General features: G+C 37.0%; 26 protein-coding genes, 3 pseudogenes and 1 riboswitch. Of the genes and pseudogenes, 22 read left to right on the plus strand and 7 right to left on the minus strand.

Going from position 1 to position 24,880, the window contains the following annotated elements; translation table 11 throughout:
• The first annotated feature begins 25 nt into the window (after window positions 1-25).
• From ACJ2A9_RS13670 to ACJ2A9_RS13700, 7 genes are all read left to right on the plus strand, one after another.
• Window positions 26-607: a DUF6470 family protein gene (locus ACJ2A9_RS13670; RefSeq protein WP_441422231.1), complete on the plus strand. Its 582-nt coding sequence runs from the start codon at window positions 26-28 to the stop codon at window positions 605-607.
• An 84-nt stretch (window positions 608-691) separates the two neighbouring features.
• A complete protein-coding gene (gene fliW, locus ACJ2A9_RS13675; RefSeq protein ID WP_441422232.1) occupies window positions 692-1,141 on the plus strand; it encodes a flagellar assembly protein FliW in 450 nt (149 codons plus the stop codon).
• 2 nt (window positions 1,142-1,143) lie between these two features.
• A complete protein-coding gene (gene csrA / locus ACJ2A9_RS13680; protein ID WP_441422233.1) occupies window positions 1,144-1,374 on the plus strand; it encodes a carbon storage regulator CsrA in 231 nt (76 codons plus the stop codon).
• Between the two features lie 160 nt (window positions 1,375-1,534).
• On the plus strand, window positions 1,535-1,873 hold the full coding sequence (locus ACJ2A9_RS13685) for a hypothetical protein (RefSeq protein WP_441422234.1): 339 nt from the start codon (window positions 1,535-1,537) through the stop codon (window positions 1,871-1,873).
• A gap of 376 nt (window positions 1,874-2,249) precedes the next feature.
• On the plus strand, window positions 2,250-4,013 hold the full coding sequence (locus ACJ2A9_RS13690; protein ID WP_441422235.1) for a flagellin N-terminal helical domain-containing protein: 1,764 nt from the start codon (window positions 2,250-2,252) through the stop codon (window positions 4,011-4,013).
• A 92-nt stretch (window positions 4,014-4,105) separates the two neighbouring features.
• Window positions 4,106-4,393: a hypothetical protein gene (locus ACJ2A9_RS13695; protein ID WP_441422236.1), complete on the plus strand. Its 288-nt coding sequence runs from the start codon at window positions 4,106-4,108 to the stop codon at window positions 4,391-4,393.
• Window positions 4,394-4,483: 90 nt separating this feature from the next.
• Complete coding sequence (locus ACJ2A9_RS13700) at window positions 4,484-4,765, plus strand: hypothetical protein (RefSeq protein ID WP_441422237.1); 282 nt, start codon at window positions 4,484-4,486, stop codon at window positions 4,763-4,765.
• Between the two features lie 401 nt (window positions 4,766-5,166).
• On the opposite strand, the gene ACJ2A9_RS13705 is transcribed toward ACJ2A9_RS13700, so the two are convergent.
• The 4 genes and pseudogenes from ACJ2A9_RS13705 to ACJ2A9_RS13720 form a co-directional block, all read right to left on the minus strand.
• On the minus strand, window positions 5,167-6,621 hold the full coding sequence (locus ACJ2A9_RS13705; protein WP_441422430.1) for a reverse transcriptase domain-containing protein: 1,455 nt from the start codon (window positions 6,619-6,621) through the stop codon (window positions 5,167-5,169).
• An 804-nt stretch (window positions 6,622-7,425) separates the two neighbouring features.
• Window positions 7,426-7,671: a type II toxin-antitoxin system PemK/MazF family toxin gene (locus ACJ2A9_RS13710; RefSeq protein WP_441422238.1), complete on the minus strand. Its 246-nt coding sequence runs from the start codon at window positions 7,669-7,671 to the stop codon at window positions 7,426-7,428.
• A 599-nt stretch (window positions 7,672-8,270) separates the two neighbouring features.
• Window positions 8,271-8,591 (minus strand): DDE-type integrase/transposase/recombinase, encoded by a 321-nt coding sequence (locus ACJ2A9_RS13715; protein ID WP_441422239.1) that lies wholly within the window; start codon window positions 8,589-8,591, stop codon window positions 8,271-8,273.
• 137 nt (window positions 8,592-8,728) lie between these two features.
• A pseudogene (locus ACJ2A9_RS13720) lies at window positions 8,729-9,108 on the minus strand (transposase); the annotation flags it as partial.
• Window positions 9,109-9,144: 36 nt separating this feature from the next.
• Here ACJ2A9_RS13720 and ACJ2A9_RS13725 point away from each other — a divergent pair.
• Window positions 9,145-10,464, plus strand: a pseudogene (locus ACJ2A9_RS13725) (IS3 family transposase).
• 297 nt (window positions 10,465-10,761) lie between these two features.
• On the opposite strand, the gene ACJ2A9_RS13730 reads toward ACJ2A9_RS13725, so the two are convergent.
• Window positions 10,762-11,826, minus strand: a complete 1,065-nt coding sequence (locus tag ACJ2A9_RS13730) for a YARHG domain-containing protein (RefSeq protein ID WP_441422240.1) — start codon at window positions 11,824-11,826, stop codon at window positions 10,762-10,764.
• 273 nt (window positions 11,827-12,099) lie between these two features.
• Here ACJ2A9_RS13730 and ACJ2A9_RS13735 point away from each other — a divergent pair, with 273 nt between their 5' ends.
• The 8 genes and pseudogenes from ACJ2A9_RS13735 to ACJ2A9_RS13770 all read left to right on the plus strand — a co-directional run bounded on the left by ACJ2A9_RS13735 (window position 12,100) and on the right by ACJ2A9_RS13770 (window position 18,253).
• A complete protein-coding gene (locus tag ACJ2A9_RS13735) occupies window positions 12,100-13,041 on the plus strand; it encodes a lysozyme inhibitor LprI family protein (RefSeq protein WP_441422241.1) in 942 nt (313 codons plus the stop codon).
• Window positions 13,042-13,418: 377 nt separating this feature from the next.
• Window positions 13,419-13,697, plus strand: a complete 279-nt coding sequence (locus ACJ2A9_RS13740; protein WP_441422242.1) for a hypothetical protein — start codon at window positions 13,419-13,421, stop codon at window positions 13,695-13,697.
• 20 nt (window positions 13,698-13,717) lie between these two features.
• The gene (locus tag ACJ2A9_RS13745) at window positions 13,718-14,137 is read left to right on the plus strand and encodes a hypothetical protein (protein ID WP_441422243.1); all 420 of its coding nucleotides are present in this window, start codon (window positions 13,718-13,720) and stop codon (window positions 14,135-14,137) included.
• A gap of 111 nt (window positions 14,138-14,248) precedes the next feature.
• Window positions 14,249-14,509 (plus strand): annotated as a pseudogene (locus ACJ2A9_RS13750) (Uma2 family endonuclease); the annotation flags it as partial.
• A gap of 177 nt (window positions 14,510-14,686) precedes the next feature.
• Window positions 14,687-17,110, plus strand: coding sequence for a Lon protease family protein (locus ACJ2A9_RS13755; RefSeq protein ID WP_441422244.1), 2,424 nt, complete (start codon window positions 14,687-14,689; stop codon window positions 17,108-17,110).
• 93 nt (window positions 17,111-17,203) lie between these two features.
• Window positions 17,204-17,443: a hypothetical protein gene (locus tag ACJ2A9_RS13760; protein ID WP_441422245.1), complete on the plus strand. Its 240-nt coding sequence runs from the start codon at window positions 17,204-17,206 to the stop codon at window positions 17,441-17,443.
• A gap of 18 nt (window positions 17,444-17,461) precedes the next feature.
• Window positions 17,462-17,662: a YjfB family protein gene (locus ACJ2A9_RS13765; protein WP_441422246.1), complete on the plus strand. Its 201-nt coding sequence runs from the start codon at window positions 17,462-17,464 to the stop codon at window positions 17,660-17,662.
• Window positions 17,663-17,797: 135 nt separating this feature from the next.
• Window positions 17,798-18,253: a DUF2269 family protein gene (locus ACJ2A9_RS13770; protein ID WP_441422247.1), complete on the plus strand. Its 456-nt coding sequence runs from the start codon at window positions 17,798-17,800 to the stop codon at window positions 18,251-18,253.
• 86 nt (window positions 18,254-18,339) lie between these two features.
• Here ACJ2A9_RS13770 and ACJ2A9_RS13775 read toward each other — a convergent pair whose 3' ends face one another.
• Complete coding sequence (locus ACJ2A9_RS13775; RefSeq protein ID WP_441422248.1) at window positions 18,340-19,464, minus strand: glycerate kinase; 1,125 nt, start codon at window positions 19,462-19,464, stop codon at window positions 18,340-18,342.
• 153 nt (window positions 19,465-19,617) lie between these two features.
• Here ACJ2A9_RS13775 and ACJ2A9_RS13780 point away from each other — a divergent pair, with 153 nt between their 5' ends.
• The 5 genes from ACJ2A9_RS13780 to ACJ2A9_RS13800 all read left to right on the plus strand — a co-directional run bounded on the left by ACJ2A9_RS13780 (window position 19,618) and on the right by ACJ2A9_RS13800 (window position 23,334).
• Entirely contained in the window at window positions 19,618-20,004 is a 387-nt protein-coding gene (locus tag ACJ2A9_RS13780) for a flagellar protein FlaG (RefSeq protein ID WP_441422249.1), read from the plus strand.
• 198 nt (window positions 20,005-20,202) lie between these two features.
• Entirely contained in the window at window positions 20,203-22,008 is a 1,806-nt protein-coding gene (locus tag ACJ2A9_RS13785) for a flagellar hook-associated protein 2 (RefSeq protein ID WP_441422250.1), read from the plus strand.
• A 27-nt stretch (window positions 22,009-22,035) separates the two neighbouring features.
• Window positions 22,036-22,440: a flagellar export chaperone FliS gene (fliS, locus tag ACJ2A9_RS13790; protein ID WP_441422251.1), complete on the plus strand. Its 405-nt coding sequence runs from the start codon at window positions 22,036-22,038 to the stop codon at window positions 22,438-22,440.
• Window positions 22,440-22,790 carry a flagellar protein FliT gene (locus tag ACJ2A9_RS13795; RefSeq protein ID WP_441422252.1) on the plus strand — a complete coding sequence of 117 codons (351 nt, stop codon included), beginning with the start codon at window positions 22,440-22,442 and terminating at the stop codon, window positions 22,788-22,790. The genes fliS and ACJ2A9_RS13795 overlap by 1 nt, the downstream gene beginning before the upstream one ends.
• A 271-nt stretch (window positions 22,791-23,061) precedes the next feature.
• A riboswitch (cyclic di-GMP riboswitch) is annotated at window positions 23,062-23,154 on the plus strand.
• Window positions 23,155-23,172: 18 nt separating this feature from the next.
• The gene (locus ACJ2A9_RS13800; RefSeq protein WP_441422253.1) at window positions 23,173-23,334 is read left to right on the plus strand and encodes an anti-repressor SinI family protein; all 162 of its coding nucleotides are present in this window, start codon (window positions 23,173-23,175) and stop codon (window positions 23,332-23,334) included.
• Here the strand turns inward: ACJ2A9_RS13800 and ACJ2A9_RS13805 are convergent.
• Window positions 23,320-23,649, minus strand: a complete 330-nt coding sequence (locus ACJ2A9_RS13805; protein WP_441422254.1) for a helix-turn-helix domain-containing protein — start codon at window positions 23,647-23,649, stop codon at window positions 23,320-23,322. The two genes, ACJ2A9_RS13800 and ACJ2A9_RS13805, sit on opposite strands and share 15 nt — an antisense overlap.
• Before the next feature lie 831 nt (window positions 23,650-24,480).
• On the opposite strand from ACJ2A9_RS13805, the gene ACJ2A9_RS13810 reads away from it, so the two are divergent.
• Window positions 24,481-24,678 (plus strand): cold shock domain-containing protein, encoded by a 198-nt coding sequence (locus ACJ2A9_RS13810; protein ID WP_441422255.1) that lies wholly within the window; start codon window positions 24,481-24,483, stop codon window positions 24,676-24,678.
• The last annotated feature ends 202 nt before the right edge of the window (window positions 24,679-24,880 follow it).

Consider the following 24,880-nt stretch of genomic DNA (forward strand, 5'->3'; position numbering starts at 1 on the left):
TAAACTAAAAAGAGGAGGAACAACGATGGAAATGCCACATATAGATATCACGCAAACAAATGCAGCTGTTAGCATGAAGTCCAACCGTCCTCCTCTGCAAATTAAGCAGCCTCATGCGGATTTGTCGATTAAGCAGGAGCATTTTGATTTGATTCAAATCAGTAAGACTGCATCGAAGCTATATATTGATCAAACAGAAGCGTTTGCGGATGCGAATTTGGTAAGCCCATTACGGAGCAGTAAAGAATTTCTTGATCGCACAAATCAAGAGGTCGGTGAATATGTGGCAAAAATGTCGCAGCAAGGCGATCAATTGATGAAGATTGAAAATGGCACCGGGGCCATCTATCAAATTGCTGCAGAAAACAGTAATCTTCCTCGAAGAGAAACCCAATTAGGCTGGATGCCACGTTCTGCATTTCAAGTGAAATTTGATTATGATCCAGGTGAATTAAGCTTTGCTGTTCGAAAAGCAAAGGTAGAGATCAATGTAAAACGAAACGAGCCGATCATTAACATTCCGAAATGGCAAATTGATGTATATGTGAAACAAAAACAATCCATCTCGTTTCAAGCAGTAGGTGGAAATGTAAACCGAAAGCTATAGCTTCGACAAAAATGTGTCGAGGCTATTTTTCATAATCAAGTTAGTGTACACTAACGATAAATTAGATAAAAAGTGGTGAAAACATTGAAAATAGATACAAAATATTTTGGAGAAAAAGAAATTAACGAAGATAAAATTATCCTTTTTGACAACGGGCTCCCAGCGTTTGAGAACGAAAAGAAATTTATTGTCCTTCCGTTTGGAGAAGGTACACCATTTTATATTTTACAATCAGTTCAAACAAAGGATGTTGCCTTTGTCATCGTAAATCCATTCGATTTCTTTGGAGATTATCAAGCAAAGCTAACAGACGCTACAATTGAACAATTACATATCAAAAAAGAAGAAGATGTCGCACTATTTGTGATTCTAACTGTTCAAGAACCATTTTCAAAAACAACAGCAAACCTTCAAGGCCCAGTTGTCATTAACGCAAACAAGCAAAAAGGAAAACAAATTTTCTTAAGCGATCCAAACTACGGTCTAAAGCATTTCCTATTCCCACAAGAAGCAAAAGTCGGACAGGAGGGGTAACAATGCTCGTATTAACAAGAAAAACAAACCAATCCATCCAAATCGGCGACAATATTGAACTAACAATACTCAGCATTGAAGGTGATCAGGTCAAGCTAGGCATCAATGCGCCTAAGAATATTGATATTCATCGGAAGGAAATTTATTTGGCTATTCAGGAGGAGAACAGTCAGGCAGCGGTTGCGTCGATGGACTTATTGAAGAAGTTGAGTGAAGGGGTTAAGGGAATTTAGAATTTAGAATTTAGAATTTAGAATTGGTGTGGGGTAGTTCAAGGGAGTTTATTTCATAAATAAAATAAAATAAAACGTATGTTCTTACTTTATTTTTTTGTATTATAATTGATATAGTTATTCCTCAATGTTGTACTTCAATCTTAATGAGAAGGGTTGAATGAGAATGGAAAATAGTGAAATCAGAGAAATGTTAGTAAGAATTGAGAAGAAGATGGATGAAAGATTTGAAAGTGTGGATAAGAGATTTGAAAAGATTGATGCTCGTTTCGAGGGTGTTGAAGGCCGTTTAGACCGGAGTGAAAAAATGCTAAAAAAGCTGATCACAATCGTTGGAGCTACAAATGAAAAATTGACTAACTTTCAATCGGAAACAAATTCTCGTTTTGATTACCTAGATAGACAATTAAAGTTACATGATGCAGATTATGAACTGCTAACACGCAAGTTGGTGGATCATGAGCGAGAGATTAATCGGATTAAAAGTACGATAAATTGATAAGTGCATAAAAAAGAGAGCTAATCATGTGTTGTTAAACGATTTAGCTCTCTTTCTTGTGGTTATAATTACTTCTTTTATTAATAATTTAACTTTTTTCTAAAAGCTTTAAACTCCTTGAAACCTCCGACAATAATTCTAAATTCTACATTCTTAATTCTAAATTTGTTTTGCAGGTCTTCTAACTCTAAAATCAGTTTTTTTACATTTTACACTTTAAATTTTACATTTCCTATTAAACTATTGTCTCCTCCTGTCGATATAAGTATTGTAAAACAAATGTGAGTATCGGCGGCCGACTTTATTCTCATTTGTTTAAAAACTATCCAACCACAAGGACGTGGGCGGAAAACATAATTCAAGGAGGAATTTTATTATGATTATTAACAATAATATCCCAGCATTAAACACGTATCGTCAGATGGGCGCTAACAATGCTGCAGGTTCAAAGGCAATGGAAAAGCTTTCTTCGGGTCTTCGTATCAACCGTGCAGGTGATGATGCAGCAGGTTTAGCAATCTCTGAAAAAATGCGTGCACAAGTACGTGGTTTAGACCAAGCTAGCCGTAACTCACAAGACGGTATCTCAATGATCCAAACTGCTGAGGGAGCTCTTCAAGAAACTCACAATATCCTACAACGTATGCGTGAACTTGCTACACAAGCAGCGAATGATACTAACGTTGAAGTTGACCGTAACGAGATTCAAAAGGAAATGAATGCATTAACTTCTGAAATTAACCGTATCGGTAACACTACTGAGTTCAATACACAAAACATTCTTGATGGTGGAGCAAAGGCAAACAAAACTGCCACAGCTAGCAATGAGGCTGTTGGAACTGCAGCACGTGGTGCTGTTTTACAATCTGTAAATCCTGATGCTGTTAAGACTGGTAACTTCCAACTTAGAGCAGGTGACTTTGCTCTTGAAATTAATGGTACAAGTTTTTCACTAAATACGACAGCTGATACTTATAATGCTGACTCTATTGGTACACACAATACAGCTGCTGGTCTTAAAGAAGCGTTAGAGAATTTAAAAACATCTGAGTTGGGAATTAGTCTTAAAGATGTTGCTGATGTTGATGTAACTGAAAATGGAGTTGTAACAATTACTGCAAAGGGTACTGGTGATGCTTCAGAAATAAAACTTACAGTGGCAACTACTGGAGCGGCTGCACCAGCGGCTACCACTTTAGCAGCTGATCTTGGATTACCAGCAACTCTTACTGGTGCTGATACATTTACAGGTACTGACGGCACTGCTGCAACCATTGTCGGAAATGATATTACTAACTTAACAGATTTAACAAAAGATGATTTAATTGGTAAGAAATTTGATATTACTCTTAATGGTGAAACTAAAACAATTACTCTTAATGCTGATGCTGTAAATGCTGGTACTTTTACTGGTGGTACTATTAATGATGCTGATGACTTAGCAGCTGTTATCAATAGCGCAATTACTTCTCAACTAGGTGCAAATACAGTTACAGTAACTAATAATGGAAATGAAGGTCTAACATTTACGCAAGATGCAGCAACTATTCCAGCAGATGGTTCTACTCCATCACTTAAAATTTCTGGTGATTTTGCTTCAAAATTACTTGGTGGGATTACTGAAGGTCAAAATGCAGTGGGTGGAACATTCAATGCAACGTTCCAAATTGGAGCAAATCAAGGACAAAGTATGACTATTCAAGTTGGAGATATGCGTGCGCAAGCGTTAGGTGTATCTGGAACAATTTCAGCAGGCTCTCAAGGTGATGTTGAAGGTGCGAAATTTACAGCTAATACAAACGTAACAAACGGAACAAACAATGATAACGTAGAATATTCATTAGATGTTTCTACTCATGAAGCTGCATCTGCTGCAATCAAAGTTATCAACAATGCACTTGAGAAAGTATCTTCTCAACGTTCTGATTTAGGGGCGTACCAAAACCGTTTAGAGCATACAATCTCTAACTTAAACAATGCTTCTGAGAACTTACAAGCAGCTGAGTCTCGTATCCGTGACGTAGACATGGCTAAAGAGGTAATGGAAATGACTCGTGCAAACATTTTAGGTCAAGCTTCTCAAGCTATGCTTGCTCAAGCTAACCAAAAACCTCAATCAGTACTACAATTATTAGGTTAATCCTAATTAACAATTACAAAGGAGGCTCTAGCATTGCTGGAGTCTTTTTTTCTTATAATTAAGTGATATTATAAAAATAGTGAGGCGATGATTTGAAAAAGGTAAAGCATATAGGAGCTAATATTGGGAAAAGCCAATATGTTGAGGGTAAAACTGATCTTAATCAAGAACAAAAAGAAATTCTAGAAAGTATTTCAGTAATTCTAAATTATTATAGTGACAACTACAATAATTTACCTAAAAACTATGCACCAGAAGGAGTTATTAGTATTCTTCGTGACCAAGTAAAAGCCAAAATAGAAAATAAAAGTATAAATAGTGATGAAGAAAAAAAGGCTTTATCCTTAATAGGAAAATTAGAAAAAAAACTAACAACATAGTGTTAGATAATTACTAGTATTAATGGTAGAAGACAGTCCTTCACTCTACTAAAGGGTGACGTGTTAATCGAACAAAAAAAGAGGTGTCTCATGGAAAAACACATCGAAGTCATGAAAAAATCAATTGAGCTTTCTGAAACAATCATAGAAGGCTTACAACACATTCAGAAACAACTAAGAGAAGACAAACATGAGCAAACCGTTTTCTTGTTCGAAGATGTACTAGTCGCCTATTCAACCGTTAGTAGATCAGTAGACACGGTACTAAAGGAACTAAGCAACGAAGCGATCCCAGCAATGCAAGTTGATCTCAGTAAAGCAGCAGACCTTGTCGTCACTACCTACGAAGAAAAGAACTATGCTAAAGTCTAGAAAACCTTCAATTCACCGTAGTAACACAATTCAAAAAGTTAAAAGTAGAACTAGAAAAGTCATTTAGCCCGTACCTAGTCTCTTAAAATGGAAGACTAAACGAAACAAAGGAGGTGTACACATGGACATTGCATTACTTTCAATGGTACTAACCCAAGGACCAGTCCAGCAACAAGCAGCCCAGCCACACCTTGGAGGAAACATTGACCTAACACTGTAGAAGACGATTTCAGAGTAGCCTTGTGAGAAGAAGGTTTAACCACAATTGTAGTTGGTTGAAACCTCCAGTTGTGGTAAAGTGACAATAACATAATAGTAGGACTTGTCTTTTACTAAATTAAAAATAATTTGAGATCCAAAATGTTACATAAGATCTAAAATTGAAATCCTGAGATTAAGCCTTAATACTGAAATAGTTCTTTGTATGGATTTCTAGTACTAACTAAATTTTTTAATATAGGAGAACATGAACATATTTGCGAATTATCAAAATTTTGTTTTTTATATTGATAATAGAGGATTTCTAGAGATAGAAAATTCATTTTCTTTAATATTGATCTAGATAGTCTTTGTTGCGTGTCCATGTAATATTTTTTATGTATTTCCCTTAATATCCAATTATCAAGCGATCTTAGTTGTTGAATATCGGTAATTGTAAGAAAAAAACTTAACCAGTTTCTTCCAATTTCATATTTCCCACATTCACTACAAATTCTTTGCTTCATTTCATTTCCGAGATACTTGTAATCGAGTCTCAATTTGAGAATTTTTAAAGAGTTTATATCTTTTAATTTTGTTTTATTTAAAAGGTTTTTTATCCGCATTTTAAACTTTTTAATATTTTGAGCTTTAATTCGAATTCCCGTTTCCGATATAGAAAAACCTACAAAGTTAATAAAATTTCCTTTTTGGGTTAGGTCTACTAATTTTGTCTTCGTAGGATCTGTATGTAGGTCTAAGCCTACTGAAGATAAAAAAAAAGAAGTTTTTTCCTTTATTTCGTCCAACCGAGAATTATTCTCTGTTAAAATAATAAAATCATCAGCGTAACGAATATAACGAAGAGGAATCTCTTTTCCGAGTTCCTTAACAACCCATTCATCAAACTGGTGTAGATAAATATTTGCTAATAGTCCAGATAAAATTCCACCTTGAGGAATACCTGCAGCTCTCTTTTCTCTAATGGGCTTTTCCTTCCAAAATTTATAGGTGGCATTTTTATATGTTAGCCAATTAACACGATCGACATGAATAAAACGATATAGTAGCTGGTAGATTATCGAAGAGTCTTTTAAAAAGGTTCGTATCGCTACAGCTAATCGTTCATGCGGAATAGTATCGAAGAATTTTTTAATATCACCATCTAGTGCGAAACAAAATCCATTAGAAATATGGGTATAGATTTTTCTTGCAGCTAATGGGGCACTTAAATTCCTCCTATATCCGTAGCTTACATTGGGTAATGATTTAAATTTAGTTTCGGCATATGGGTATAAAAAGTCATACAAAACTTTTTGTACAAGAACATCTCGTATACTAGCAATTGATAAAATTCTTTCTTTTCCTAATTTAATTGCTTTATATGGTGAAGTTACTTGATGATCTTTGGATTTAATTATTTCTCGAAAAGGATAGAAGTAATAGTTACCATTGTGAAGACGTTTTACTAATGCCTCAACATGATGATGAATTTTATTCTCAAAAATGCTTTCGGTGACCCCATCAGCCCCCATTTGAATATTTACTACAGGTGTATCTTTAAAAGTATCTGTCTTAATAGCTTTATACAATTTGAATTCTTCAATAAAACGCTCTACTGTACATTCTTTTAAAAAAGCTTCATCAAATTCACTCATTTTTTCCAAAAGGAACCCCTCCTCTCAATTTGTGGCGGCGTTAGAGGAGAAGGTGATTCAACCGCCCCCTTACATAAACTGCAAGGTAATACTTAGAGACCAGTTATAAAATAACCGACCTAAAAGATGAAACAATTAAATCAAATATGATTAGCATTATTTTCATCCTCCAATCGTTATCAGCTTGACTATATTTAGTATAGCATGCCGAAACGACCACCCTAATAAAACCGCGGGAACCGCATGAATATCCATGCGTACTAGCGAAAACTAGATATAAATATTATACCATTTAATACTGGAAAAGGAAAAGTGAGGTTACGTTCACTGGTATAAGAAATTAACGAAAGTCGTTGTGGTTAACTTGATTGATTTTCACTATTTTCTATTTGATGACTATAGTAATTGCTTTACCTTGAGAGAAGATAAACATTAGAATTATTTGCTGATGATTTGATGCAAGTACTTAATGTCAGTACCTGGTTAAGAACGTGGACAAAAGCGGAGTAAATGTCCTTGGTGAGTGTACAAGCCCCCGTGACTGTGTTGCCAACCGAAAGATCTTGTTTCACACATATAGATGTTTCACGATCAAGTCTAAATCTAATATAGTGAACTTCCTACAGTTATATAACGATAATCTCTACTAAAAGCACAATATCCAAATTTTAGTGACCATTTCCCAGTTTCCCCTTAATTGTTATGCCTAAAAATGATTAATAGGTTTTAGTTGTAATGACTAAAAGTCAATCAAACAAAAAAGGTATGAGCCCTCTCATACCTTTTTTACTATTGAATAAATGTTTAAAACTCCACTATCTGCAATGTTATTTGAAGAGTATTTTTTAATTCTATTTGTTCCTCGTCTGTCAAACGAGAAATTTTGTTTAATAATCGTTCTTTTCTAACCGGCATAATCTCATCAGTCTTGATTACAGCACCGTTTTCAAATTCTTTATTTGAAAACGGTAAATGAGTAGGAAGCTCTGCATTTTGTAATTCAATATCAATAATACAAACAATCACTTTGTCTGAGTATTTGTTTGCCATATCATTCTAAACAATAACAACGGGGTTTACTTTATCCCTTCCATCTATAGATAATTCTGCCTTATACACATCTCCAAATTTAATAATCATCTATCATTCTCCTTTTTCAATTATTAGATATCTTTCTTCTATTACATCGGCATGTTCACCATCTAAAAACACTATTCAAAAAAATCTTTTCTTATGAAATTTTGATAGTAGAGAGGAGAGGGGGAAAAAAAGGATTTTATTTTTTTCTTTAAAACAATAACTAGCAGAATAAATACTCCTTAATTTAATAGATGTGGTGGACCACCCTACTAAGAGGCTGAAGGCGTTTCTTGGTTGATAAAAACCTGTAACACTCTGAAGTTTTCCCTTGTTCTTCAGCAACGCTTGTAACCGAGCGTTGATTAGTCCGTTAGAAGGACTTTGTTTTTCCTAGATGATCCCGTCCCAGTAGCTGAAAAGCTAGGTAGGAGAGATGTAATTTGTGGTAAATTGGTTGATAAAGCTGGACCTAGGCAACCTTCTATCAATTGATAGAGGCATCTTCTCGTCATTCGTACGCAGCTCCGTACTCCACGCTGATTTTTTTGGGTAAAGCGTACTGAGCATTCCTACCCTCTGCAAAGGGGGTAGTCTGTTTTCCTCGCTTCCCACTCCATAGATGCGAAAGCACGGTAGACGAGTAATGTATCTTTATTTGGGCCCGTACAGAAGCCCACGATTTCTCGATTAAAGAGATCGACAAATACACATACGTAATGCCATTTTCGATTCACTCTTACGTATGTTAAGTCACTTACGATCGCTTTCATTTCTTTTTCTTGGTCAAACTCGCGGTTTAATTCATTCTTCTGTTCGGATTCATTGCATGACTTTGTATGTGGTTTAAATTGTGCTACCGTGTAAGTAGAGACAAGGCCTTGCTCCCGCATGATGCGGCCAATCCTTCGTCTAGAAACGATTAGCCCACGCTTTTTAACTCTACTTTGATCTTACGTGTCCCATAATTTTGACGACTTGCACGGAAGACTTCAATCACATCCGTGGTGATATCATCCTCTGCTGACCGTTCTTTTGCTTCGTAATAATATGTACTTCTAGGTAGTTGTAGGACTCTGCACATTGCTGATATCGAGTATTTGTGTTGGTTATTCTTGATTACATTTACTTTCGTCCTAGTATCAGCGCGGCTTGCTTTAAAATATCGTTCTCCATTTCTAGTTGCTTATTTCGCTTTCGAAGTTCCATCAGTTCCTTTTGTTCATCTGTTAGATTGTCTTTTTCCTTGAATGATCCAGAGTTTTTGCTCTGACTCACCCACTTATCCAATGTTGAAGGTGTTAGTTCATACTCCTGGATGATGTCCTTCCTTGGTTTTCCGTTAAGATAGAGCTGGACGATCTGTTGTTTAAATTCTTCAGTAAATGTTCGACGTTTTCGTTTAGTCATCGTAGATTCTCCTCAAGTATATTATCTGTAGTCTACTTGACCTTAACTTTTCTGTCCAACTCAGTAGCCTATCCATCTAATGTTAAATCGGCCAGCAAAAAGGCTATTACTTATACAGAAGAGTTTAAAAAAATATTTATTTCTGAAAGTGAAAAAGGAAAATCTCCACGTGAAATATTTGAAGAAAATGGTTTTAATATTCAAGTAATTGGATCAGACCGACTTAAGAAGACTGCTAATAGATGGCGTACTGTATATAAAAAATTTGGTGTGTTAGGGCTAAAGGATTCACGTGCAAATTTTAGTGGCAGACCTCTTAAAAGAGAACTTACGTTAGAAGAAAAAAATGTGAGGTTAGAAGCACAAGTTCAACTCTTGAAAGCTAAAAATTAATTATTAAAAAAGTTAGATATGATCGAAAGGGGGATGGGGAGAAGCCAGTAAAGAATTCTACTGAATTGAAGTTTCTCTTGATTCGTTCAGTAATTGAAAAGTAAAAACTCAAAAATATGGTTGGTTTCTTATGTAAAACTTCAGGAGTTTCGCGTTCGGGTTACTATAACTTTTTCTCTTTAAAATCCATAGAGAAACGCAAGCTTAGAGAGGCCAAAGATCTTATTTTAAAGAAAAATGTATTAAAAGCTTTTCAATATAAAAATAGAAAAAAAGGAGCTAGGCAAATTAAGATGACTTTTGGCGGGTAAGTTTAATATTGTCTATAATTTAAAACGGATCAGACGAATAATGAATAAATACACAATCATTTGCCCAATCAGAAAAGCAAATCCATATCGAAGAATGATGAGAGCAACCAAGGAACACAGGGTGATACCAAATTTGTTAGAACTCAAACAAGCAATTCCAGGAAAAGTGCTTTTGACTGATATTACATATTTGTTCTATGGTAAAGGAAAAAAGGCGTATTTGTCTACTATTAAAGATGGGTCTACTAATGAGATTCTTGCCTATCACATTTTGGATCGAATGACACTGGATTTAGCCATGGATACTTTGAAAATTTTAAAGAGAAACAAAAGATTCAAAGCAGCAGATGGAGCATTTATACACTCTGATCAAGGGGTTCATTATACCAATCCCACCTTTCAAAAAATGGTGAAGAATTATAAGTTAGGACAGTCTATGTCAAGGCGAGGAAACTGTTGGGATAACGCACCACAGGAATCGTTTTTCGGTCACTTCAAAGATGAAGCCTGTATAAAACCTTGTGAAACATTAGGAGAACTAAAACGAGAGATCAAGGATTATATGAATTATTATAATAACCACAGATATCAATGGAATTTAAATAAGATGACCCCTGTACAATACAGAGATCATCTAATTAAGGCTGTCTAGTCTTTTTTTAAAAACGTCCTTTACAAAGGGTACACTTTAATTTCTAGGGTCTCTTTTTCTATTGAAAAACTTTTCTTACATTGAAAGGACAATCGTTCATGGATGTTAATTATCAAACACAGACCTCGAAGGAATCTGGATTTGCAGTAAAATGTTAAAAATTAGATAATGCTATTAAGAAAATCAGTTGAAAGACGTGTGTTGTAGAGAGTTTCCGCATTCCAAAAGTGAACTACACCCCAATTAGTAAAAAAACTACCAATTAATTGGGGTGTGTTTGTTATTAAACAGACTTCACTATTCATAGGAACGAATGAAATTAACATTGTATTGTTCTATTGTTGATAAGTGTCCGTTATAGTTTGCATTCGGAGTATACCATTGCTGATTGTTAAAGTAGTGTTGAAGGTCTTTTGATTGAAAAATATAACCGTGACGTGCGAAGATTTCGTTTCTGGCAATACGTAACTCGTTTTGGGAGAATCCGGCGATGTCTGAATAGGTTAAATAAGCATGGCTGCTGTGCGGAAGCAGATAATAATTATAACTAGGATTGGGAATTGTACTTGGGACTTCTCTGATCACTTCTTTAATAATCACTGTTTCTTTACGCTCTTCATTTGTGTTCTCTTTTGGTTCTTCATCAGGTTCGTTATTAACGGTGATTTCTGTTGTCGTCTTTGTACCAGTCAATAGAATGGGGAAGTTTTCTTCTATTTGCTGCTCTTCTATTGTATAGAGGAGCTTAAGGTCGTACACACCTGCCAGAAAAGGTCCAAATTCCTTTGCATTCTTAGTATTTTCAATGACTCCAATTTCACTATTATTTAAAAAGACGGTTGTTTCTGCATCTGGATGCTTGATATTAATAAAATATCCAGGTGTATCAACGTTATATCGTTGAAAAGTTCCATAGTGCCGCCCGTCTTTCCGTATGAAGAACAGATGGTTTCCTAACCCTTCATCTTTTAAAGAGTTTTCAATTTCCTGAATTAATGAGGGCTCTTTATCAATAAGTGCAAATAAACTGTCTAAACTTTGATTGTTAATTTTTAACCGCGAATCAGAAGGACTAATCATTTCTCTTAATCGTTCTTTATTTTTTTCGAGCAGTGCGGATGTAAATTCCTCGGTCACAGCCTCCTCACTATAATTTTTGGCTATTAAGTGGTATGCGGTAAAAACGGTAAAGATGATTGCAGCAGCAAGTGTGATTAAGATAATGGATCCTTTATTAATAGGTTTCTTTTTCTTCCGGTCAATCATCTCTTCATTGCTATTTGTTGAAAGTGAGGTACCACATTTAACGCAAAAAGAAGCATCATTATTATGTTCGTGACCGCATGAACTACATGTTTTCATTTTATATCCTCCGCCGATTACATATTTTTTCTGGGAATGGGCAGTTTTTCTTGAATAAGATAGAAGAGGAGCCCATTCACTAACTCGGTTTAACAACTATATTCACAGTATGTAAGTACCGGCTTGTTTAAGAATAAGATTTTTTAGAAGTGTATTAGGGGACTTTTCGGTGAAAGAGCAATGTTTCGCAAATGGAGGTGTATGTAATTTTTACTATTCTAATTGCTAACCAGGATTTACCTGTTTATAGTTATTAGAAAAGGGGGAGTAGGCGTGAAGAAGATTGTTTGTTTTCTGATTGTTGTGATCCTTTTGTCTGGGTGTGGCAACAGTACTTATGATAAGGCGATGGAGGAAGCGAAGCTCGCAATTGCCAGCGCCGAATTTGACAAAGGTGAAGGCTTTCTGGAGTTGGCATTGTCTGAAAAACCGAATGACGAAAGTGCAACGGTAATACTTGAGCAAATAAAAAGGATGAATACGATTTTAATTGATTTGGAAAATGGTGATTGGGAAGGAGTTATTGCAAAAGCAAATGAGCTGATTCAAGATCCATCATTGAATAGTACGATAAAGAAACAGGTCGAACGAGATTTGAACTTGGCAAAAGAAAACAAAGAAAAGGAAAGTATGATTACGGAAAGATTGGATACGATCGAGAAACTGATTGATGATGGGAATTTTGCTGAAGCGGAAGTACTGCTTACTGAGCTTAGTCAAGATGACTCATTTAATACTTTTTCGAAGGAGATAAGCCAAAGTCAACAAAGAATAGAAGAGGAGAAAAAGAAAAAAGAGGCGGAAGAACTAGAAGCTCAGAAAATAGCAGAGGCCGAAGCTAAGAAAAAGGCGGCCAGCCAGAAAAATAAATACTTACAAAAACTTGCAGAGATTGAAAAAGGTCTTAGCGACTTAGACTATTTGTATAAAAATGGAGTCACTATCGAATTGACCGAAGCGGAGAGTAAGCGATACGAACGGTGGGATGATGCTCTTAATGAAATTTACGGAGTTCTAAAACAACAAATGCCAGGCAGTGAATTTGAAAAATTGCGTAATGAGCAGAGGAATTGGATTTCGTACAGAGATCAAAAGGCGGAGGAAGATGCTGCCGAATTTGAAGGTGGCACATTTGCCAGAGTTCAATATTTGAGTACATTGGCAACACTAACAGAAAAAAGATGCTATGAATTGGTTGAAGGTTATATGAAGTAAAGTTCGTTCTAAGCAATAAAAGGAGCATCTTCGGGGAACAGTGCTTGGCATTCCCTTGAAAAATCTTGTTTCATCTATGTCAATATTTAGAACTGAGCATACTAGATTTTCAATTCTTTCTAATGTACACCATCCTTCCTTATTGAAGGAAGTCTAGGAAATGGAATGATAATTTAGGGGAGGATATCGAACTATAGACATGTTTTAAGGAGTAACCGGGGGAGGTTGCTCTTTTTCTTTAGTCCGAATTTAGGAGAATGATGGATGTTACCTACGAAATTTATCCTATTATGTCATAATATTGACAAAATTTACAATCGGTAATATAGTTAATATATACTATATTTCCAATTTTTAGAGATTGGGGTGGATGTAAAATGTTATCTTATTGGGGAATTCAGCTTCCGGTATCAACTGATACTAAACTAAGAAAGTGGCAATCGAAGAAAAGAATTGAGCAGAAAGTAACAACGAAGGATTCTTTTGATTTGTACAATCAAACTAGTTTAATAGAAGACCCTCTAGCATCATCTCCTCGTCATACAGTTAGAAAAAGCGTCAGCGAACATAAGAAAGGTAATAGTATAGGTACGATTATTTCGTATTCTAAGTCTAAGAAGTTTAAGAATGTTTTATGGGGAAGAGTGAGTGATTAACATCTAAGGGGGGAAGCGGTATGATAAAGTCCATTACGATTTGTGAGGATACGACAGCTGACTTCAAACCTATCACGATGACAGATAGGTTCACAGAAAAGAATCATTCGATTACCATTTTAGTAAATTTGCAAGTTGAAACAGAATCAGCCATTCGGTTTCATTGGTATATTAGCTCTGACCCTGATGAGCCGATTGTTGTTTATGAAATACCAATTGAAAGTGAGAAGAAGGACATTTCCGTTACTAATACGTTAGGGTTGCAATACTTATTTAACGAAGATAAGTTAAATATTTTTCAGCCTTGGTATGTTTTGATCGAATACGAAAATGAAATGTCCAGAGTTGACTTTATCGTTAGCGAAAGTGTTGAGTATGGTCACCACCAAACTGCCATCATCCAGGAGAACTTTCAGTCAAGGTATGAATGGCGGGTGTGATAAATAGGATGCAGAGTTTTACTGTTATTTCATAGTTTTTTTATATGTTTAGTTATTAAATAAGTTGAGAAAAGTAGAGGAGTAGCCAATAGGTTACTTCTTGATCGAGGTTGTAAAGGGGCTCCTGATCTTGTTGTTGAAATTCTTTTACCGTCGAATGCCTCTCATGATTATATCCGGAAGATGAACCTCTATGAAAAGAATGGTGTAAAGGAATACTGGATTGTTCATCCTGTTGATCAAGTGGTAATGGTTCATACTTTACAAGACGGGAAGTATGGTCGTCCTGACATCTTTGATCGTGAAGGTTGTATCTCAGTGAAAACTGTCCCGGGATTAGACATTGAACTTCATACACTATTTGAAGAGTAGCAAAAATGCTGCTCTTTTTTTGTTCATAAACTCCCCCTAAAGATATAGACATTTCATGAACAATCTGAAAATTCACAGGAAAAAGGGTGGAGGTTGTCTAAATAAGTCCGTATAGTAATATAATTTTTTACTAAAACGACGTCTTTGGTCCTAGCAAAATGCAAAGTGGGTGTTTTTATGAATAGAGAAGAATATAAAAGTATGTTAGCACTTCATCGGTTACCGGTTTCATCACTTCGATCAGAATTTGATCCGGAGAAGTTTGCATTTGAAACAACGGATGAGCTTGATGTATTACCGAATGAAATGATTGGTCAGCAGCGGGCAGCGCAGGCGATGGATTTTGGATTATCTGTTGAACAAACAGGTTATAACTTATTTGTCGTTGGTCCAAATGGCACTGGGAGAATGACGTATACACAGGAAAGTGTGGCAAAAATGGCTGCTAAGCGTGAGATTCCGTTAGATTGGTGCTATGTCTATAATTTTGAAAATCCTGATCGGCCACTTGTAATTTCATTCCCTGCAGGTGAGGGGCAGCAGTTTCAACGGAAAATTGAAACATTAGTAATGGAGATTGAGAGGGAGCTTCGCACAGCATTCTCGAGTGATGTATATGAAAAAAAGAAGCGAGCAATTGTTGACCACTTTCTTGCAAAGGTTGATGAGCTTTGGTCAAAGGCAGATGACTTTGCTTTAGAACAAAACTTCAAAATCGAACGTACGCAAGCGGGGATTAATACGATTCCACTTCGATTTGGAAAAACGATTAATTTGAGTGAATATGCGCAGATGGCTGATGAATATAAAGAGCTGATTAAAGAAAGAGAGAAATTGGTTGAAGGAAAACTGCAGGAGACGATCCATCAGATACGTAAAGTGGAAGAGTATTTACGGAAAAATGTACAGGAATTTAACAATAAAACGGCTTCATATGCGGTTGAGGGCTTGTTTCAACCGCTTCAGGAGGCATACAAGGATAATGAGAAGGTGCATGCTTATTTAGAGGCTTACCTTCAGGATGTTGTCGAGCATTATTCCTTCTTTTTATCGGATGATGAGGAGGAACAGGACATTCTTAGTGCCTTAATCGGTTCCAAAGAGCAGCAGCTTCATCGTTATATCGTCAATTTGTTTGTGAATAACAAGAACTTAGAGGGTGCTCCTGTTATTTATGAAACAAATCCAACGTATCATAATTTATTTGGGAAGCTTGAGTATCAAGGGCAGTTTGGCAGCTGGGTTACTGATTTTTCATTTTTGAAGCCAGGGGCATTTCATTTGGCAAACGGCGGTTATTTAATTGTGCAGGCGATGGAATTGCTTCAGCAGCCTGATGCGTGGACGGGGTTGAAAAGAGCGCTGCAAACGGAAAGTGTGCGGATTGAGAATCCATATGAAGAGCGCGGGGCGTTTCCAACGAGCACGATTAAGCCTGAGCCGATCCCGTTGAATATTAAAGTGATAATTATCGGGTCTTATTATCTGTATGAACTGCTTTCAACACTGGATGAGGATTTTGATAAGCTTTTTAAAGTGAAGGTCGAATTTGATACAGTGATGGAAAAAGACGAGGAAAACAGCAGGAAAATGGCAGGCTTTGTGAAAAATTATGCCGAGCAGCAGCACCTGTTACCGTTTCATAAAAGAGCAGTTGCGAAGGTGATTGATTACAGCTCGCGCTTAGTTGATGAGCAATCGAAATTAACGACGCGTTTTCACGATATTACGAAAATTCTTGTGGAATCAAATTACTGGGCGAAGAAGGACAATGAATCTTTTGTTGACGCGCGTCATATTGACAAAGCTTTATCGGAAAAAGTACAGCGCTCAAACCATGTTCCAGAACAGTACCGTGAAATGATTAGCAATGACACAATTATGATTGAAACGGAAGGCTTCCGAGTTGGACAAATTAACGGACTTGCTGTGCTTGGAACAAGGGATTCGGTCTTCGGTATCCCAACGAAGATTACGGCGCAAACATTCGCAGGAAAAGGCGGGATCATGAATATTGAAAGAGAAGCTGCATTAAGTGGACAGATACATCACAAAGGGATGATGATTCTTACTGGTTTTCTTTCAGGACAATTTGCAAAAAATCGGCCGATTCCGCTATCCGCAAGTATTACGTTTGAACAGACGTATTCAAAAATTGACGGTGACAGTGCATCGAGTACCGAGCTGTATGTTCTGTTATCATCGTTAGCTGAAGTGCCGATCAATCAAGGGATTGCAGTGACAGGCTCGGTTAATCAATGGGGTGAAATTCAGACAATCGGTGGTGTGAATGAAAAGATTGAAGGTTTCTATCATATTTGTAAGGAGAAGGGCTTAACTGGAGAACAGGGAGTGATTATTCCTAAGCAAAATGTAAGAAACTTAATGCTCGACCAACAGGTTGTCAATGCTGTGAAAGAAGGTCAATTTCATATTTGGGCCATTGGTCATATCGCTGAAGGAATCGAAATTTTAACAGGTGTCCGTGCCGGAAATATTCGCAATGAAAACGGTCAATACCCAGCAGATTCGATCTTCGCTAAAGCGGATGACCGTTTTACAAGAATCTATGAAGCCGCAAAACTGCAAAACAATAAGTAGACTTACAGAGGTATCAGGTGCTTTCTTTGGGTATCTGGTACCTTATTTTTTTGTTAAAATAGATTCAAGCCGTGTTTTACAGGAGGAATTAAAGTGGATCAAGACAAGCAAGAGCAGCGGAAGTTTCTTGAAGAACAGCTGGAGTGGACAAAGAATCAGGCACAAATTCTAGATGAAATGAATGAGAAGCTTCTTGAAATGAAGCGGATTGCACAGTCAGTTCTAGAGGATAACTTATCAGATGTTGAAAAAGAGTCAGTAAACGATCAGTTTAACCGTCTGAAAAAAGAAGTTGCGGCGTTAGAACAACAATTGCACTCGGTGATTCATTAGTCATAAGGTGGTGAAACGATGGATATCGCATTACTTTCAATGGCATTAAGTCAAGGACAGCTGCAACAGCAAGCATCGATGTCAGTGATGAAAAAAGCAATGGGCAATGCCGAACAGCAAGGGGAAGCGTTGCAGAAGCTAATGAGCACAGCTGATACAAAGGCAATCCAACAGGCGGCCCAGCCGCATCTAGGTGGAAATGTAGATTTGAAATTATAGCATGTATTCATAGAGCAGTCCCTTGGGGCTGCTCTATTTTTTTATAGGTAGTACGTACTGAGAAAAAAAGAGGAAAGTTTTTAAATAACATTCATACTATGAAGATAGGCTTTTATAATTGAGGAGGTGTTCTGTATGACGACGACGTACACTGTGTTATTAGCCGTACATATTATTGCGGCAGTTTGTGGGTTAGGAGCTACCTTTGCGTTGCCGATTATAATGAACAGTCCGAGAACAGTAACCCAGGCAAAATTTGCACTTTCGGTAAGTTTAGGAATTGAGAAACTAGCAAAAGTAGGTAGTATTACCTTGCTTATTACCGGATTAATTCTCGGAATATTGTCCCCGCATTTATTTACTGAAATTTGGTATATTGCCTCGCTCATTATTTACGTTGCTGTCCAACCAATTGTTGCCGTCCTTATCCCAAAGGGGGCGAAACGGCAAATAGAAATCCTCGAAGGACACCAAGGAGAAGATCTTCCAGAAGGATATCTCCAAATCGGAAAACAGATCGTTCCCTACAACATCACAGCCCAAATTGCCGTCGTCATCCTGATCATACTAATGACGGTGAAACCGTTCTAAAATTTAAAATTAAAAATGTAAAATGTAAAATGGTTGAAAGGATTTCAAGGAAGTTCTTCTTTGAGCAGCCCACATAATTTTACATTTTAAATTTTACATTTAATCAGTTGTCCAATATTAAAAGCTGCTTCCTCAACCAATCGCTCGGTATCATTCATTGCCTCAGCTAATGTTGTTGGTTTTTGAATAATGGAGAAGAAGCTGTTGATATGTGTTGATAGTTCGAGATAGTTTTTACCGAGACTTCCTGAAAGAATAATCACGGGGAGATCATGTTTTTTTGCAAGTGTTGCCAGATAGAATGGTGCTTTGCCAAATTTCGTTTGGTAGTCTGTCATTCCTTCTCCAGTCAGTAAAAGGTCAGCGGTTCGTAATTCTTTTTCGATCTGACTGTACTGGGAGATTAACTCAGCACCAGGTTTTAACTGTCCTCCAAGAAGAAGGAAGGCAAACCCTAATCCGCCTGCAGCCCCGGCTCCTGGTTTATTGCTCAGAGTGCGAGTTTCTTTACTGAATAGCTGTTGATAGTGTGCTAGTGTTTGATCAAGCTGTTCAACCATTTCAGCAGTTGCCCCTTTTTGCGGTCCGAAAACGGCAGAGGCCCCATTGTCACCACATAATGGGTTGTCGACGTCAGACGCGATCGTGAAACGGGCTTTTTTTAGTCTTGGATCAAGTGTTGCCAGGTCAATCTTATCAATAACGGCAAGCTTGTCTGGTGTAATGCTCTTCTCTTGTTTTCCATCTGTGTAAAAAGTAGCACCTACTGCTTCTAGCATTCCGGCGCCCCCATCATTCGTCGCACTTCCGCCAAGTCCGATGATAAACTGTTCAATGCCTTGTTTTAAGCAATAAAGAATGGCTTCCCCTAGACCATAGGATGTTGCTGATAGAGGATTGCGCTCGTGCTCATGAAGGAGTGGGAGTCCAATAATCAGGGCACTTTCAATGATCGCCAGCTTTTTATCGTGACTGATGGCGATGGTTGACGTTTGTTCTTTGCCGAGCGGTCCTTTCGTTTTTATGGAGACACGTTCTCCTTTTGCATGAAAAAGGAGAGCATCAATTGTTCCTTCCCCTCCATCTGCCATCGGAAAAAGGGCGAACTCTGCATTAGGCAGCGCTTTTTGCAGGCCTTTTTTCATTGCCTTTCCAACATCAATCGAGCTTAAACTTCCTTTATAAGAGTCGGGTGCGATGATAATCTTCAAGTAAACCCCTCCAATCGGTAATGATTTTTGAGATGTTTCATGAGTCCTGCAATAATTCGTGAATTTTTATTTATAAATAGTTTAATGTAGTGAAAGTTTTTGACTGTTCTGACGATATAAGAGATAACAAATACTATTGTAGGGGTGAGAAGTATGGAGATCAAGTCAGCATCATCAATTGTTCCAGTTGAACAAGCGTCTCTTAAGAAAAAAATGACGGCACATGATGACGGGAACACCTCTTTAGAAGCAAAAAGTGAAATGATGAAAGAACAAATTCAACAAGAAATTAAAAGTGTTCGCGAAGAAAACAAAACCAAGGATGATTTGTTGAAGCAAGTCGACAATATGAATGAGTTTTTGGCAATGAATACGACCTCTTTAAAATTTAACTTTCATGAAAAGCTGGATCGTTATTATGTTCAAGTCGTTAATAAAGAAACAGATGAAGTTGTTCGGGAAATTCCGCCGGAGGAGTTTTTGGACATGGTTTCATCCATGATGGAGCATTTAGGTTTTATTGTAGATAAGCGCGTTTAAAATGGCCTAAGAAGAAGGGTTGATGGCAAAAAATCGACACTTCTTTTTTATTTTCGCCTTTTTTTATGATTTTTCATTAAAATCGCCAAAAACCAACCGATATAAATAATAAGTGATTTTTGAATTAGTTAAACGCTTAATTAAAGGCAGAAGCTATTGCTTACATAGAAGTGCAGTGTAAGTAAGGAGGTTAAACGAATGAGGATAACTGGTTTAGCCAGTGGGATGGATATAAATCAAATTATGAAGGATCTCATGCGCGCAGAGCGGATGCCTTTGGATAAATTAACACAGCAACGTCAAACTCTTGAGTGGCAGCGCGACTCCTACCGGGAGATGAACCTGTTACTGACAAAGTTTCGTGACAATATTTTTGATGGTGTAATGAGAAGAGCGAATATGACGTCAAAAGCGGTCATTAGCTCTAACTCTGCGAAAGTAACAGCTACGGCCAGCGCAACTGCAAGTAATGCCACCTATAACATACAAAGAGTCGACCGCTTGGCATCGGCTGCTTATAATTCGAGTGCTGAATCAATTTCTAATGGCGAGAAGATTGACCCTAGTAAAAGCTTACGTTCCATGAAAGGTAATCTAGCTGATTTTGATTGGGTAAAGGAAAACGTTACTGGTGAAGAAATTCAGGTAAATAATGCTGGAACTAGATTTAAACTGCAAAATGGAGGAATAAGTGATATCACTGCTATAAAAGTAGACGGTGTAGAGTTTAGCGTTTTTACGAATGCTGCCGATTATAATAATTCAGGCGATACAAATAAGGTACTTGTCAATCAAGATACAGGTGATCTTACTTTTAATAAACAATTAAGTAAAGGAAGTTTAATTGCTGCGGATTATAGCTATGAATATGTTGAATTTGGGATTACAACCCATACATCAAAGGGTCCTGTAGAAGCCACCTTCAAAATTAACGCTAATGAATCTCTAAATGATGTAATCACGAAAATAAATAATTCAAAACTTGGGTTAAATGCTTTTTATGATGAACATACAGATAAAATTACAATGACCCGTAAAGAAACCGGAAACTTTAATACTAATGGAGAAAATCCAACAACAGGTGTGAAAGAAACGGGTGGGTATGAAATTGATTTTACGGAGAGTGTGTTTTTAACAAATGTCTTGAAGTTCGATCAGACTAATGAACAAGGCGGCGAAAATGCCCAATTCACAATCAACGGTCTTGCAACAGAACGTCCAACAAACACATTCACAGTCAACGGTGTAACGATCACCCTAAAGGACACATTCACTGATGGAGCTGTAAACCTTACAGTTAATACTGACACGCAAAAAATCTTCGACACGATCAAAGCGTTCGTTGATGAATATAACGAAATGATTGATACGATTAATGGGAAGTTGAAGGAAGAGAAATATCGCGATTATAAACCGTTAACAAAAGAGGAAAGAGAAGCTTTGTCTGAGCGAGAAGCAGAGCAGTGGGAGGAAAAGGCGAAAAGCGGGATGCTTCGCAATGATCAAATGTTATCAAGTGGCTTAAATCGCTTGCGGGTTGATATTTACACTCCTGTAGCCGTTGGTGAGAATGCCCCATTTAAGCAGCTGACAGATTTAGGTATTACGACAACAAGTAATTATATGGATCGCGGGAAGCTGCAAATTAATGAGGATAAGCTGAGAGCAGCGATTGAACAAGATCCGGAAGCTGTTTTTCAAATTTTTGCAGCAGATGGACCGACGAATGCTGATAAGGGGATTGCACGACGGATGCGTGATAGCTTGGCAACGACACGTGACCAGGTCGTTTCACGTGCCGGAGCTGAAGGGCGCTTGAACCATCAGTTTACCCTTGGAAGAAATATTAGTTCACTTGATGATCGTATTTCTAACTTTGAGCGTCGTCTTCAACAAGTAGAAGATCGACATTGGCGCCAATTTACGGCAATGGAAAAAGCAATGCAGCAAGCAAATAGTCAGGCTGAATTTTTATATTCCCACTTATTTGGGTCACAACAATAATAAAAGAGATTTTTAGGAGGTAAAAAAATGGCCATTCCAAACCCATATGCAGCTAAATATAAACAAAATACAACAGCGACAGCTTCACCTGGTGAACTGACGCTAATGCTTTATAATGGCTGCTTAAAGTTTATCAAGCTAGCGAATACGGCAATTGAAAAGAATGATGTTGAGGCAAAAAATACGAACATCATCAAAGCGCAAAATATTATCCGTGAACTTATGGTGACATTAAAAACGGATAGTGAACTTGGACAAAATATGTTGAGAATGTATGATTTTGTCTTAAGCCGTTTGATTGATGCAAATGTCAAAAGTGATCGAGCGGCACTTGCCGAGGCCGAACAGTTTGTAACAGAGTTCCGTGATACGTGGAAAGAAGTTATTGCCATTGATCGTAAGCAACGTCATGGTCAAGGTGGTCAGGCATAGTGTCTACGATCAAAGCTGTGTATGAGGTGACGAAGCAATTATTTGATCACCTGCAGATGCAGATGCCAAAGGAAGAACGGGAATCTTATATTGAAAGAATTGAACAGCTTCTGGCAGAACGTGAAGACCTCATCAAGCAATTAAAGGATACTCCTACCGATTCTGAGAGGAAGCTTGGGCAAGTCATTGTAAAGATGAATCATGAGATTAATAGTAAGTTAAAGATTGCATCTGTGATGATTAATAGAGATATTAGTGATTTAAATAGAAAAAAGGAAACAAACAAACGATACGATCATCCTTATGAATCAGTATATACGGATGGACTATTTTTTGATAAGAAAAAATAGAAGGACATAAAGTGACAAGTTTTGTCAAAAAGTGCTTACAGTTTGTAGGCACTTTATTTTTTTACTAGAATTTCCAACGGGAATTAATTACCATTTAATTACATTTACTAGATATTTGTGGATATATGTCACAAAAATTGGAACTATTATTGTAACTAAATCGTTGGAAATGTGTTACTATTTGATTAGATTAAAATGACTATAGGAAAACGAATGATTTTTAAGACGTAGGATTTCAGTAGGTATCTAATGTAATACTCTATTTTCGGAATAATAGAAAGGGCAAACTTATTGAAAAGTAAGGACGCAAAGCCTCAGGTCTAAGGAAAGGTAGCATTTTTTCTATGATAGCTGGGTTGCCGAATAATTGGAGGTTATAGTATTGGACATACCGCATATAGAGGTGAAAAATAGTTTCATTGATAGAGAATGGTTGCGGTTATTAATTGAAGCTAAGAAAATCGGTCTGACACCTGCAGAAATCAGGAAATTTCTTAATGAAAACAAAGAAACTAAGAAGGGACATTATTCAGCTCCTTCTTAGCTTTTGCCATTTTGAAAATTCAAGAAATTCCTTGAACTGTTCTTTTGAGATACCTGACTCTTGAGCCTCTTTCGCAAGTTGTATCCATTCGTTATCTAATTGTTTGTCAACGTCTTCTTTGTCCGTATCTAGTAAAAAAGGGACATCAACATTAAGTTCCTTTGAAATTTTATCTAGAAATTGTATAGATGGATTTGTTTGAAGGTTTCGTTCGACTGAACTTAAGTATGACTTGGCAACTTGTGCACGGTTTGCAAGTTCGGTCATTGTTAACCCTTTTTTGGAACGTAAATCACGAATTCGGGAACCGAGCATTTAAAAACCTCCGTATAATAATTTATCGTCTTACTATCATAATACCATATTTTAACTATGGAAAATAGTAGTTCCCCCACTAATCCACTATAAAAGTTTCTTTTTTTTATTTTTTTAAAAGAGGGAGAATAGGACAAAAAAGCACCTCGCATAGGCAGCGAAGCACTAATATAAAACATACCCAGGATAATAGAGGAGCGGTAAACGCCACAGAAATTGTAGTCCACTATAATAAGAGAATTATTCTAATCGTATATGCACCTACATCTCTGTGGCATTTTACCGCTAAACTGCAAACTTGTGCTGAAGTGATACATGGCTAGAATGAATGGAGTAGCTGTTAATGAAACGAGATCGACGGAAGCCGACTAGCAGCAAGTTTGTTGCATGGTCACTGTAATGGGTAGAAATTATGTAGCTGTGAACATGCTTGAATATGACTGACCAGTTGTCCGGGGGTATGACAAGGGGCGATATAGAAGTAAGAAGCAAGGTAGTTATGTTTATGTGGTGTGAAAGTTTGTAGTATGTATGGACTAGTTCTTTTTGGTACCTGACTGATCACTACTTCTTTATTATATGAGAGGGTTACCCTAATTGCAATAATTTTCTGACATTTTTTATGACTTTTTAACAATTTTTGATGTATTTTGTCCTAGTATGTAAGATGGAGAAGTGAGGAAATGTAGCAAAGGAAATTCGACAAAGAGTTGTCGAATTTAAGATGACGAAATAGTTTGACTACAGATAGTGCTATTGTTATATTGAAATTGTGGAAGGGATTTCATACACTGCCTCCACTGGATTTTATTTATGAAGGGAATGTGAAACATGCAAGGAAAAGTAAAATGGTTTAACGCAGAAAAAGGTTTTGGGTTTATCGAACGTGAAGATGGAGACGATGTGTTTGTACACTTCTCTGCTATTCAATCTGAAGGATTCAAAACTTTAGACGAAGGACAAGAAGTTGAATTCGAAATCGTAGAAGGTGCTCGCGGACCACAAGCGGCAAACGTAAACAAGCTTTAATTCACATTCCTGGACAAAATGGGGACTAGATGAATATAGCGATTACATCCCACCTCTTTACGGGGGTGGGTTTTTATATTTAAATAGCTTAATGTTAGTTAAGCTGAAATGCATCGCGGAACTTCTTTTGTCACAGAAAGTTACGTTTACTTAACAAATGTTTGGTTGTATATTTAGTTTGGTAATGGGTAACCTTATTTAG

Source organism: Anaerobacillus sp. MEB173 (genome assembly GCF_052119505.1).
Classification (GTDB): Bacteria; Bacillota; Bacilli; order Bacillales; family JBJMAU01; genus JBJMAU01.

What these genes read in the sequence shown, in the direction of transcription:
- ACJ2A9_RS13670 (WP_441422231.1), top strand. Translation starts at nt 26, where the DNA reads ATGGAAATGCCACATATAGATATCACGCAAACAAATGCAGCTGTTAGC.
- csrA (WP_441422233.1), top strand. Translation starts at nt 1,144, where the DNA reads ATGCTCGTATTAACAAGAAAAACAAACCAATCCATCCAAATCGGCGAC.
- ACJ2A9_RS13685 (WP_441422234.1), top strand. Translation starts at nt 1,535, where the DNA reads ATGAGAATGGAAAATAGTGAAATCAGAGAAATGTTAGTAAGAATTGAG.
- ACJ2A9_RS13690 (WP_441422235.1), top strand. Translation starts at nt 2,250, where the DNA reads ATGATTATTAACAATAATATCCCAGCATTAAACACGTATCGTCAGATG.
- ACJ2A9_RS13700 (WP_441422237.1), top strand. Translation starts at nt 4,484, where the DNA reads ATGGAAAAACACATCGAAGTCATGAAAAAATCAATTGAGCTTTCTGAA.
- ACJ2A9_RS13705 (WP_441422430.1), bottom strand. Translation starts at nt 6,621, where the DNA reads ATGAGTGAATTTGATGAAGCTTTTTTAAAAGAATGTACAGTAGAGCGT.
- ACJ2A9_RS13710 (WP_441422238.1), bottom strand. Translation starts at nt 7,671, where the DNA reads ATGGCAAACAAATACTCAGACAAAGTGATTGTTTGTATTATTGATATT.
- ACJ2A9_RS13715 (WP_441422239.1), bottom strand. Translation starts at nt 8,591, where the DNA reads ATGCGGGAGCAAGGCCTTGTCTCTACTTACACGGTAGCACAATTTAAA.
- ACJ2A9_RS13730 (WP_441422240.1), bottom strand. Translation starts at nt 11,826, where the DNA reads ATGAAAACATGTAGTTCATGCGGTCACGAACATAATAATGATGCTTCT.
- ACJ2A9_RS13740 (WP_441422242.1), top strand. Translation starts at nt 13,419, where the DNA reads ATGTTATCTTATTGGGGAATTCAGCTTCCGGTATCAACTGATACTAAA.
- ACJ2A9_RS13745 (WP_441422243.1), top strand. Translation starts at nt 13,718, where the DNA reads ATGATAAAGTCCATTACGATTTGTGAGGATACGACAGCTGACTTCAAA.
- ACJ2A9_RS13755 (WP_441422244.1), top strand. Translation starts at nt 14,687, where the DNA reads ATGAATAGAGAAGAATATAAAAGTATGTTAGCACTTCATCGGTTACCG.
- ACJ2A9_RS13765 (WP_441422246.1), top strand. Translation starts at nt 17,462, where the DNA reads ATGGATATCGCATTACTTTCAATGGCATTAAGTCAAGGACAGCTGCAA.
- ACJ2A9_RS13770 (WP_441422247.1), top strand. Translation starts at nt 17,798, where the DNA reads ATGACGACGACGTACACTGTGTTATTAGCCGTACATATTATTGCGGCA.
- ACJ2A9_RS13780 (WP_441422249.1), top strand. Translation starts at nt 19,618, where the DNA reads ATGGAGATCAAGTCAGCATCATCAATTGTTCCAGTTGAACAAGCGTCT.
- ACJ2A9_RS13785 (WP_441422250.1), top strand. Translation starts at nt 20,203, where the DNA reads ATGAGGATAACTGGTTTAGCCAGTGGGATGGATATAAATCAAATTATG.
- fliS (WP_441422251.1), top strand. Translation starts at nt 22,036, where the DNA reads ATGGCCATTCCAAACCCATATGCAGCTAAATATAAACAAAATACAACA.
- ACJ2A9_RS13805 (WP_441422254.1), bottom strand. Translation starts at nt 23,649, where the DNA reads ATGCTCGGTTCCCGAATTCGTGATTTACGTTCCAAAAAAGGGTTAACA.
- ACJ2A9_RS13810 (WP_441422255.1), top strand. Translation starts at nt 24,481, where the DNA reads ATGCAAGGAAAAGTAAAATGGTTTAACGCAGAAAAAGGTTTTGGGTTT.